The organism is Deltaproteobacteria bacterium CG11_big_fil_rev_8_21_14_0_20_49_13 (assembly GCA_002796305.1).
Taxonomy (GTDB): Bacteria; UBA10199; UBA10199.
Window position 1 is genome coordinate 13,039 of the sequence record PCWZ01000039.1, and the last position, 11,178, is coordinate 24,216.

Here is an 11,178-nt window from a genome sequence, read left to right on the forward strand (position 1 = left end):
TTGATACCGTCTATTTCCCTTACGAACTGGTTCCTGTGTGGAAGACCTTTGAATTTTTCGAAGACCCTTTGTGCCACTTTTGGTTCAATGCCCAATGCGTTCACGGCAAAAAGCGCCGCAAGGAGGTTCTCTTTGTTATGGGCCCCTTTTATGATCGCCTTATTAAGATCTATATCCTTGAACGGCCTTTGATCCTTTAATGAGAATGGTAACTTTTTGGCCTTGGACGCGGCCGCTATCTTTGCAACGAGCTCATCAGAACCGTTATAGATCAGAACGTCTTTCTCCGTCAGGTTCTTATCGATAAGGGCCTTTGCCTTTATATAATCCTCCATCGAATTGTATCTATCAAGATGGTCCGGCGTGATGTTCAGAAGAAGAGCAACTTGCGGATGGAAGTTAGGCGATATCTCCAGCTGATAACTGGAAACTTCCAGAACAACAAAGTCCGTCTTTCCTGCCTCCTGCCTTTCGCTTCCTGCTTCTCCTTCCAAAAGTTCGATCAGGGGCGTTCCAAGATTGCCGCCGACAAGCACGTCCTTTCCTGCATCTTTCAATATCTCTCCGATAATGGTGGTGACCGTAGACTTTCCGTTCGTCCCCGTTATCGCGATGATCGGGGCCTTTATCTTATCTAAAACCAGCTCCATCTCCCCCACTATCGGGATCTTCTTTGCGCGTGCCCTTCTTATACCCTCAAGCTCAAGTGGAACGCCTGGGCTCGGAACGATGATGTCGGCCTCTTCAAAGAGATGCGCCGGATTGCCTCCGAAGAAAGTGCGTAAGAGCGCAAGCTCGTGAGCCTGCCATGACTCCGACATGGAGGCCAGGGCGCTTATGTCGAAAGACTCTTCAGTCCTTGTGTCCGTGACGGTCACTTTAGCACCCTGCCCAAGGCAGTACCTCGCGGCGGCCGCACCCGACCTTCCAAATCCTACTATCAATATCTTTTTACCTTTTAGCTCCATTCAGTATAATCTCGAAGTCAGAGGTCTGATGTCAGAAGTCAGATTTCTGATTTCCGACTTCCGACTTCCAACCTCATCTCAGCTTCAATGTTGCAAGGCTCAAAAGCGCCAAAACAAGAGCTATGATCCAAAATCTCACAATTATCTTCGACTCCTTCCATCCTTTAAGTTCAAAGTGATGATGAAGCGGGGCCATCCTAAACACCCGCTTGCCAGTCAGTTTAAATGATATCACCTGCGTAATGACAGATACCGTCTCCAGAACGAATATTCCGCCGATAAGAACGAGCAGGAACTCGTTCTTTGTAACAACAGCAACCGTACCCAAGGCCGCTCCTATCGGAAGCGCCCCAACGTCGCCCATAAATATCTCCGCCGGATGTGCGTTGAACCACAAGAAACCTATCAACGCCCCCATTATGGCCCCGCAAATTATCGTCAACTCACCTGCTCCCGGTATAAAGGGCACCGCAAGATAGGAAGCTATCTTTAAATGGCCCGCCGTGTAGGAAAGAATGGCGAAGGCAAAGAGCGAGATTATTGCCGGCACCGCAACAAGCCCGTCAAGGCCGTCGGTGAGATTGACGGCGTTAGATGTGCCCACGATCACAAGCGATGCGAAGGCCGTAGCGCCGGCTATTCCCAAGAGCGGATAGAACCCCTTGATGAAGGGGACCGATAGATGTCTGTCGAATCCCATGCCGTCAAAGAGTATGAGCGAACCGGCAACGGCAACTCCCACCTGAAACGGGAATTTAAATCTCGCGCGTAGTCCGTGCGCATCCCGCAGGATGACTTTTCTGTAATCATCCAGGAAACCTATGAGCGCATAGGCCGTGCCGATACCAAGGGCAAGGAAGACGTAAGGGTTATCAAGCCTCGTCCAGAGAAGTGTGGATATAAGGACTCCTATCCAGATGAGCACTCCGCCCATGGTAGGGGTCTTTCCCTTGTTCAGGTGTTGTACGGGGCCGTCATCGCGAACCGCCTGCCAGAACTGTTTCTTTTGCATGTAAGATATCAGCCACTTGCCGAAAAGGAAATATATGATCATCGCGGTAAAGAGCGCCGCGAAAGTACGAACGGTGATATAGCGAAAGACGTTGAACGCCATGAGCCTGTCGTGCAGCGGATATAGTAGATGATATAACATAAATTCCGGTTATCAGTTATCTGTCATCGGTGATCAGCAGGTACCGATAACAGATTACCGATCACTTTTTCACACTCCAATTTCACTCTTTAGGTGTTCAACTACTCTCTCCATCTTCATGCCTCTGGAGCCCTTCACCAGAACGACGTCGCCTGTCTTTATCTCGCGCGTGACGTCGTCTTTAAGAACTTCTAGATCGTTCTCTATCTTTATATCTGAATCGTTCATTCCCTTGGCCTTTGCCCCTTTGGCAACGTCGGCCGCGAAATCTCCGGCGATAAAGAGCTTGTTCACTCCGAATGTCGCTACACCCTCCCCAAGCTCAACATGTTTGGAAGGGGCGGCCTCTCCCAGCTCAAGCATATCGCCCAGAACCGCTATGAAACGGCCGGCCCTCTTTGCCACACTTAACGTCCTTAGGGCCGCCTGCATCGAAGACGGGTTCGCGTTATAGCAGTCGTTTATCACCTGGACCCCGTTAAGGAGCTGTATCCGCTCCATCCTCATCTTCATGTTGCTGAAACGTTCAAGGTCGGGGACCATTATAAGAGGTGAAACTCCCAATGCCACACCCACGGCGATAGCCGCCATTGCGTTCATTACGTTGTGAACCCCCGGAACCGGTAGCCTCATCGAAAATTCTCGTCCTTTTATATAGAATGTAAGGTCTGTCCTATCGAGCCCTTCGGATATGAGACGCCCGAACTGGACGTCGCATCCGTTCTGCATGCCGAAGGTTGTCTTTTTACCTTTGTATCCGCTCGCAAGCTTCATGACCCACGGGTCTTCGGCGTTGACTATTATGATGCCGTCCGGTCTCATTGCCTCGAACAGTTCGCCCTTCGCCTTCGCCACATTTTCAACGGTATGAAGTTTTTCCAGATGCGCCGGATTGACGTTCGTTATGACGCCGATATCGGGGGAGGCTATTTCAGCAAGCCTTCTGATCTCCCCTGGTGCATTCATCCCCATCTCAAAGAGCGCCACATCGTAATTTTCGATATCTCTCAGGACCTGAAGTGGAAGCCCTATCAGATTATTAAAATTGCCTTCGGTCTTTATCACACGTCGAAGCGTCGAAAGGCCGGCGGCTATCATCTCTTTGGTGGTCGATTTGCCGTTGGAGCCGGTCACCGCTACCACTTTTATATCATTCTTCCTGCGCCACGCAGCGGCAATGTCGCCAAGCGCCTTTACTGTGTCGGCCACTTCCAGAACCCAAACCCCTTCCTTCCTGCTCCCCGCTTCCTGCTTCTTGCTTCGAATCACTGCGCAGGCGCCCTTTTCGATCACTTCATCAATAAAGTCGTGACCGTCAAAATGAGGACCCTTTATCGCGATAAAAAAGTCCCCCTTTTTGATCAGGCGCGAATCGATGCAGACGTTTAGGGCGTCCTTTGCAGGACCTTTCTGCAGGATCTTTGCGCCAGTTGCGGCTGCTATATCTTCAAATGAGAGTTTCATTTTATTCTGTGTCATCCTGAGCGAATAGCGAAGGATCTCCAGCATCCCATTGCGGGAGATCCTTCAGCCCTTTGGGCTTCAGGACGACCCGCCTAAAAGGCGGGTAGCTTCTTCCTTATCATCAAAATGCCTTACCTCTTTGCCTGCTATCTGATAATTTTCGTGTCCCTTGCCGGCAATGAGGACCACATCGCCCTTCGAAGCCTCCGAAAGGGCCTTTGCTATCGCCTTTTTTCTGTCGGCCTCTATCAGAAGCTTCTTTCTGTCCTTTACGCCTTCCACTATCTCCCTTATTATGCTTTCGGGGTCTTCAGAGCGCGGGTTATCAGAGGTGACAATGGCAATGTCACTATACCTTGCGGCCACATCCCCCATGAGCGGTCTCTTTGCCCTGTCTCTATCTCCCCCACATCCAAAGACCGTTATTATCTTTCCATTCGATATCTCTTTTATCGTTAAAAGGACGTTTTGAAGCGCGTCCGGTGTATGCGCATAGTCAACAAAGACCGTTATTCCCTTGTCGTTCTCGACATCTTCAAGACGTCCTGGAACACAGGAAAGTCCATCGATGCCCTGTTCTATGGTTTTTAAAGGGACCCCCAGCGCACCCAACGCGGCTACGCACGAAAGTATATTGGAGACATTGAACCTGCCGCGAAGCCTGCTCTTACAATCGAGCTCTCCCCACGGTGTTTTTATCTTGATGTCATTCCCCTGTATCGTTGGATTGAGGTGTAGGAGACCAACGTCGACGGCGCCGGACATTCCATACGATATTTTTTTCGCTTCGGTCCTTATCTTTCTTCCGAACTCATCGTCTATGTTTATGACGGCGAATTTATCCCTCTTAACGCTCTCGCGTAAGAACTCGCTAAAGAGCTTCTCTTTTGCATTGAAATACGAATCGACATCTTGGTGATAATCTAAATGATCATGGGTAAGGTTCGTAAACACGCCGCAGTCGAAATCCACGAATTTCACGCGGTCCTGATCGAGCGCGTGGGAAGAGACCTCCATCACCACATCTTCAACGCCCGCTTCATGCATTTCGAAAAGAAGCTTCTGAAGGTCGAGCGCCATCGGGGTCGTGTTAGGAGCGGGTAGTTTCTTGTCGCCGTATCTCCATTCAATGGTCCCTATCACGCCGACCTTTCTTCCCGCATTCTTAAGGACCGACTCGATGATGTATGTTGCGGTGGTCTTGCCGTTCGTTCCGGTAACGGCTATCACCCGCATCTTCTTGGAAGGGTTTCCAAAGAGCTCGGCGGAGGCCCGCGCAAGCTCAACGCATGTGTCCTTTACAATTATATTTTTTACGTTCTCGGGAACGGAAACGGGGTGATCGCTGACTATGACCGCCGCGCCGTTCTTAACGGCCGATTCTATATAATCGTGACCGTCCGCATGTTCCCCCCTTATCGCCACAAAGCAATATCCGGGAAGGACCTGCCTCGAATCGTATGTGATATTCTTAATTGCCATATCCGCTCTCCCTAAACATTCAACACCCAAATCCCAACGACGAATAAATATCCAAAACACAATGTCCCAATAATTATGATTTGGGTCATTGTGATTTTATTCGTCATTGAAGCTTGGACATTGGTCATTTATTTTTTTCTTCTAAGGCTGCCTAAAACTTACCCTGAACTCTTCACCCTCTCCAATAATATTGCCCGGATCCGGACTCTGTTCAAAGGCCACACCGCTTCCTTCGACCTTAAGTTTAACTGTGGCGCTACCCACCGATTCCATTACGTCGCGCATCGTTATCCCTTTGACATCGGGAACATAAAAGACGCCTTCACCTGCCCTTAAAAAGCGCCTGTTGCCTCCGGTATTTTCGGCAAGCTCCTGAATGTCAGATGTAAAACCTTTATTAGCAACGACCACATGCGAAAGATTAGACGGAACATCTAAGAACTTAAGCGTAACTTCCGTTATCTCCTTGAATGCAGGAGCAGAGACCGTTCCGCCGTAGTGGGCGCCTTTGGGCTCATCGAGACCCACAAAGACGACTATCTTTGGCTTATTAGTCGGAGCCATTCCTATGAATGAAGAATAATATTTCCCCTTGGCATAATAACCGGAACCCTCGGTCACTTTTTGAGCGGTCCCAGTTTTTCCCGCCACCTGATACTCCTTGCTTGCCGCCTTCGTCCCCGTACCGCCTTCTCCGACAACGCCTTCCAGTATATTTATGATTGTCAATGCCGTCTCTTTACTGATGGCCTGCGACACTAATTTGGGCTTGTTCTGAGTTACCAACATCCCCTGATTGTTAATGATGCGGTCGATCATGTAAGGCTTCATTACCTTTCCGCCGTTTGCGATACCTGCGAAGGCGGTGGCCATCTGCAAAGGAGTTACGGTAAGTCCCTGGCCGAACGCTATAGTTCCAAGCTCGACCGGCTGCCATGTTGAAGGGTCTCTCAAGACCCCGGAAACTTCGCCGGGGAAATCGATGCCGGTCTTATTGCCGATACCGAATTTTTTGAGATATCGATAGATCTGATCCTTCCCCACCTCGCGTGCGATCTTTAAGGCGCCTATGTTGCTTGAGACCTTCATAATGTCCCTTACCGAAAGCTGGCCGTAAGGGTTATGGTCGTGAAGGACAGCTTTACCTATCTTTATCGCCCCCTTCTCGCAATCGATCATGCTCTCAGGCTTAACCGAATCGCTGTCAAGGCCGGCCGAGGCGATCAAGACCTTGAATGTGGAACCGGGCTCTATGGTGTCGGTTATAGCGCGATTACGCCATGTCTCCTGCGGATATTTCGAATAATTGTTGGGATCGAACGAGGGCCGGTTTGCCATCGCAAGTATGGCGCCCGTTGTAACGTCCATAACGACGGCCGTACCGCCGCTTGCGTTAGCGCTTGTGACCGCCTTCTGGAGCGCGTTCTCTGCAGTGAACTGTATTTGTTTATCGATGGTAAGATATACATCGTTCACGTCATCCTGCTCGCGGTAGTCGACCGGAGAGAAATAGAACTTGCCTCTGGCATCTCTTCTATAGACCGCCTCTTTATTTTTAGAAGCCAGGTGCTCATCGAATGAGAGCTCGATCCCGGCAAGGGCCTCAGAATCGAATCCGACCGCGCCAAGGATCTGGCTTGCAAGTTCTCCGTTGGGGTAGAATCTTTTGCTTTCTTCTATAGAGAATATTCCCTGAAGTCCCTTTAGCGACTGCAGCGTCTCATTATCGACCGTTCTTTTGAGCCATACGAACTTTTTTCCCTGTTTTAATTTGCTGGCCAGGTCTTTTTCGTCGATGCCTAAAGAGGAACCCAAAAGCGCCCTCTCTTCGTCCGTCAAGGAGACCATTCTAGGGTCTGCATAGATGGAAGGAACGGGGAGGCTCACTGCAAGTTCTTTGCCGTTCCTGTCGAGTATTCTTCCCCTGCGCAAACTTTGGGGAATGACCGCCTGATATTGCTTATTTGCAATCCACTTAAGGGCCGAATTCTTTATGCAGTGAAGTTCGATGGCGCGTGCGCTGACCATGAAGAACATGACACAAACCACACCCGTTACTATCTTGATGCGAAGGCGGATACGTTGTTCGCGACGAAGCTCTTCCGAGAACTGCGACTTTATCTTTCTTATGTTAAAGGTTTCGCGAATGTTCATGGCCTTTTATTCTATCTCTTCCGGCTTTATTATGACTATCTGCTCCGCTACGGGGGCGTGCATGTTAAGTTCCGTCTCTGCTATCTCTTTCAGCCTTTTTGGGGATTTTAATTTTGCGATCTCAACATCTAGGTTCGATATCTGCTTGTTGAGCTCGTTTGTCTGGCTTTTTAGGGTAGTGACCTCGTAACCGAGCTGGACCATCTGAACGCGCGACCAGACATAAAAAAGGGCCATGATGGTGGCAAAAATGAGCCAGACCGCCCAGCGTTTGACAAACTTCTGCTGGACCGCGGCCGAACGCTTCCCGAACCCCTGTCTGTTCAGAAGCTTTTGAGACTGTGCATAACTGAATGTGTCAGCCGATATCTGCGCCATTTTTTACAATCGCTCTGAGTTTTGCGCTTCGGGCCCTGGGATTTTCTTCCGTCTCTTTTTCGGTCGGTATCACCGGCTTTTTTGTGAGCACCTTGAATCCCCCAAGCCCCCCCAATGATTTAAATCCTCTCTTCACTATCCTGTCTTCAAGCGAGTGATAGCTGACGACAACTATCTTTCCGCCTTCGTTCAATGCATGTGGTGCGCTTTTAAGAAACCTCTCAAGGTTCTCGAGCTCGCTGTTAACGACTATCCTTAGAGCCTGAAAAACCTTTGTCGCCGGATGCACCCGCCCGTGCCGGAGATTCGGCGGATACGCGACAAAACAGATCTCTTCCAGCTCCCTTGTGCTCTCAAGGACCTTTTGATTCCTTTTTTCAATGATCTTGGTGGCTATTCTCCTCGCAAATTTCTCCTCGCCGTACGTCTTGAATATCTCCTCGAGCTCGCGCCCGGAATAATTGTTGACCATGTCAGAGGCCGTTCTTTCAGACCCCTTATCCATCCTCATGTCGAGCGGACCTTCTTTCGAAAAGCTGAACCCCTTTGCCGCTTTATCGAACTGACAACTTGAAACTCCGAGATCAAGCACCATTCCGTCGAAGTTGATATTCCTCTCAAGGGCGATGTCCGCGGCGCTCGAAAAGTTTCCCTTCACTGCAACGAACCTTTCGCCAAATTCCGCCAACCGTTCTTTTGACGCCTCTATCGCGTCGTCATCAAAGTCGGTCGCGATGACCTTGCCATGCGGAGAACTTTTCTTGAGCATGGCCTCCGCATAACCGCCAAAACCAAGCGTGCCGTCAAAATAGACGCCGTCGCTTTTGGGTCCCAAGATATCGATCACTTCATTTAAAAGAACGGGTATGTGCATTTTATAGACCAAGGTCGGCCAGTTTATCTCCCATGACCTCGAGCTTCTTTTGTGATTGATCGAACTCGCTCTGCCATCTTTCGCGCGACCATATTTCGATCCTGTTCGTCATGCCGACAAGGACGACATCTTTCGAGATGCCCGCATATTCGCGGAGAGTAGGCGGAATAAGTATCCTGCCGGAACCGTCAATGGGTGCCTCGACCGCGGCGGAGATAAATACGCGCTGGAAGAGACGGACCGTTTCGTCGAACTGTGGACGCGCGTTCACTTTCTCTTCCAGCTTCTGCCACTCGGCCACCGGGTACGCCCAGAGGCATCCGTCATAATTGGTGATGATTAGTCTTTCATCAAAGTTGGTCGTGAGGATCTCGCGGAACTTGGAGGGGACCGATAAACGCCCCTTATTGTCTATTCCGTGCTCATATCTTCCTCTGAACATATTGACCTCCTAAGGGGCTGTTCCCGCCAAACCCTTATCCCACTTGAGATAGCCCTTTATTATTAAATGGTTAGTACTTATCCCTTCTTATGCCACTTTATCCCACCTTATGGCACCGGTCAAGCGATATTCTTTGTAAACTCTTGAAAAAACTAACATTTTTGCCTTTTTTAGGGTCGAAAATGACATCAAAAATCCGCTTAAATATTCACGAAGTAATGAGGACCGTTAAACCTTTTATTAGACACGCCTTATAAATAGCTGATATATATAGAGTTGATTTTTTATTGAAAATACGCGTTGCTTTCTGCGCCGTATTTTGCTTTATTCCGGGGCATGAACTGGGTGCTGTTATACACATCTAACGACCCCTCGGAAGCCCTTGTAATGGAGTCTGTGCTTGAGTCAGAGGGTATCGAATACAAGGTGGCAAAAGAATCGATAGGTGATATTTACAAAATATCTATGGACGGACTCGGTGAAGTGAAGATATACGTGCCCGAAGAAAAACTGGAAGCTGCAAAGGAATTGATAGCATCCAAAAGTGAAAATTAATTTAGTAACATGGAGAGGTACGAAAGTGGCTTAATCGACTTGCTTGGAAAGCAAGCGTACCGCAAGGTACCGTGGGTTCGAATCCCACCCTCTCCGTTTGCCCCTGAAGGGGGCGAACGGAGAGGGTTTGGAGAGAAGCCGCATGGATTCGACGACCGAGGCGGGTACCATCTTTCAAGATGGTCGCCGAGGAAGTGGTTGAAGCCGTGAGGCGGAAACCATTACGAGAGGCCATTCCGATTTTGGAATGGCCGTTTTTATTAATACGACAAATCAGGGGACCCACAAAGTGGGTGGATTTGTCGTAACATTACATTGCATCAGCCGAAGGCCGATAATCCCACCCTCTCCGCCAAGCGGGCTCCCACCATCTCTAATTATCCCCCTGACATAACGTTGCCCGTCGCCCGAGGCCAATAACTGAAGTGCAGTTTTAAAATAAGTTAAATAGTTCAGCCTGACCCCGTTTGCGCCCAGTCACTCGGTAAATGCAAGAAGCGTGACGGAGCGTTGTTTGCACCGGCGCGCTTCTTGCCACTCGCTTTTGCAAAACCCGTGACACCGTCGCTAATGGGTGACCCCATTTACATTTACTACAACTCACGCACCCCTCGACTACATTCGGGGCACGCTTCTTCTACAATTCGGGCAGTCCCTTCTCTTGCACGGTTCTATATGAGCCATCACGCTGGCATCTCCAAGCGCGCTTGCTATCTGCGCCTCGACGGCCGTGGCTATCACGTGGGCCTGTTCAACGGTATCGACCCTTGGCATAATGAGATGAAAATCGACAAAGTGAATATTGCCGCTCTTTCTGTGGCGAAGCTTATGATACCCGCAGACATCGCGGAAGGAAGGGGCCGAAAGGATGTCGTTTATCAGTTTGTCGTCCTCTTCCGAAGCCCTGTCCATCATGCCGGAGGCCGCCTGTTTTAAAAGCATCCAACCGGTATAAACTATATTGAGTGCGGCAAGTATCGCTATGATGGGATCTAAAAAATACCATTTGGTAAAGAGGACCACGATAAGTCCCGTTATCACTCCGGCGCTTGTGATGACGTCCGTCATTACATGGCGGCCGTCGGCCTCGATTATCAACGACCCTTCCCTTTTTCCTATCTTTACAAGGTAATATCCAAGCGCGGCGTTAACAACCGCGGCTACCGCCACAAGTATAACACCTACATCCAGCTGTTTTATGGTTGAGCCAACCACCAGCTCATCGACAGATTTATGTATGACCCATATCGCGGCCACGACAATAGCTCCGCCTTCGAGCGCGGCGGAAAAGAACTCTATCTTTCCGTGACCGTAGGGGTGACATTCGTCGGGAGGTTTGAAAGAGACCTTCAGACTGTAAAGGGAAAATAGCGCGGTAACAACGTTAACGATCGATTCAGCGGCGTCCGAAAGTATCGCGGCGGAACCTGTAAGACCGTAAGCCACGAACTTTATCACCATGAGAGAGATACCGACGGCCACGGAGGCATAGACAACGCGCTCAAGTAGCGGGACCGGCTTATCTGTCAGATGCATGACCATTGCAGACAAAAACTACCACATAACCGCTTAATCTTAAAGGCAAAAATTGAAAGTACCGACTAAGATACGATAGATCGTAAATTGGCCAGGATTATGCGGCGCGGTTGAAGGTCTGAATCCACAAGACAGACTCATTTAGGATGTGTTGGTCCGAGAAATAAAAGTT

The 11,178-nt window shown here is 49.6% G+C and carries 10 protein-coding genes and 1 tRNA gene; 2 read left to right on the forward strand and 9 right to left on the reverse strand.

Translation table 11 applies throughout. From position 1 onward, the window contains the following. From murD to COV46_03295, 8 genes are all read right to left on the reverse strand, one after another. On the reverse strand, window positions 1-968 hold a 968-nt coding region (gene murD, locus COV46_03260; protein PIR17651.1), incomplete at its 3' end, for a UDP-N-acetylmuramoyl-L-alanine--D-glutamate ligase. Between the two features lie 73 nt (window positions 969-1,041). Then, window positions 1,042-2,121 carry a phospho-N-acetylmuramoyl-pentapeptide-transferase gene (locus COV46_03265; protein ID PIR17652.1) on the reverse strand — a complete coding sequence of 360 codons (1,080 nt, stop codon included), beginning with the start codon at window positions 2,119-2,121 and terminating at the stop codon, window positions 1,042-1,044. Window positions 2,122-2,190: 69 nt separating this feature from the next. Next, on the reverse strand, window positions 2,191-3,630 hold the full coding sequence (locus tag COV46_03270; GenBank protein ID PIR17653.1) for a hypothetical protein: 1,440 nt from the start codon (window positions 3,628-3,630) through the stop codon (window positions 2,191-2,193). A gap of 33 nt (window positions 3,631-3,663) precedes the next feature. Then, a complete protein-coding gene (locus tag COV46_03275) occupies window positions 3,664-5,067 on the reverse strand; it encodes a UDP-N-acetylmuramoyl-L-alanyl-D-glutamate--2,6-diaminopimelate ligase (GenBank protein ID PIR17654.1) in 1,404 nt (467 codons plus the stop codon). A 141-nt stretch (window positions 5,068-5,208) separates the two neighbouring features. After that, window positions 5,209-7,221: a penicillin-binding protein gene (locus COV46_03280; GenBank protein ID PIR17655.1), complete on the reverse strand. Its 2,013-nt coding sequence runs from the start codon at window positions 7,219-7,221 to the stop codon at window positions 5,209-5,211. Window positions 7,222-7,227: 6 nt separating this feature from the next. Then, a complete protein-coding gene (gene ftsL, locus COV46_03285; protein PIR17656.1) occupies window positions 7,228-7,599 on the reverse strand; it encodes a cell division protein FtsL in 372 nt (123 codons plus the stop codon). After that, window positions 7,580-8,473: a 16S rRNA (cytosine(1402)-N(4))-methyltransferase gene (locus tag COV46_03290; GenBank protein PIR17657.1), complete on the reverse strand. Its 894-nt coding sequence runs from the start codon at window positions 8,471-8,473 to the stop codon at window positions 7,580-7,582. The genes ftsL and COV46_03290 overlap by 20 nt, the downstream gene beginning before the upstream one ends. A gap of 1 nt (window position 8,474) precedes the next feature. Next, window positions 8,475-8,915 (reverse strand): cell division/cell wall cluster transcriptional repressor MraZ, encoded by a 441-nt coding sequence (locus tag COV46_03295; protein PIR17658.1) that lies wholly within the window; start codon window positions 8,913-8,915, stop codon window positions 8,475-8,477. 336 nt (window positions 8,916-9,251) lie between these two features. On the opposite strand from COV46_03295, the gene COV46_03300 reads away from it, so the two are divergent. Together COV46_03300 and COV46_03305 are read left to right on the forward strand one after the other, a co-directional pair. Then, window positions 9,252-9,470 (forward strand): hypothetical protein, encoded by a 219-nt coding sequence (locus COV46_03300; protein PIR17659.1) that lies wholly within the window; start codon window positions 9,252-9,254, stop codon window positions 9,468-9,470. An 11-nt stretch (window positions 9,471-9,481) separates the two neighbouring features. Continuing rightward, a tRNA-Ser gene (locus tag COV46_03305) sits at window positions 9,482-9,566 on the forward strand. Between the two features lie 519 nt (window positions 9,567-10,085). Here the strand turns inward: COV46_03305 and COV46_03310 are convergent. Beyond that, on the reverse strand, window positions 10,086-11,012 hold the full coding sequence (locus COV46_03310; protein PIR17660.1) for a cation diffusion facilitator family transporter: 927 nt from the start codon (window positions 11,010-11,012) through the stop codon (window positions 10,086-10,088). Window positions 11,013-11,178: the final 166 nt, after the last annotated feature.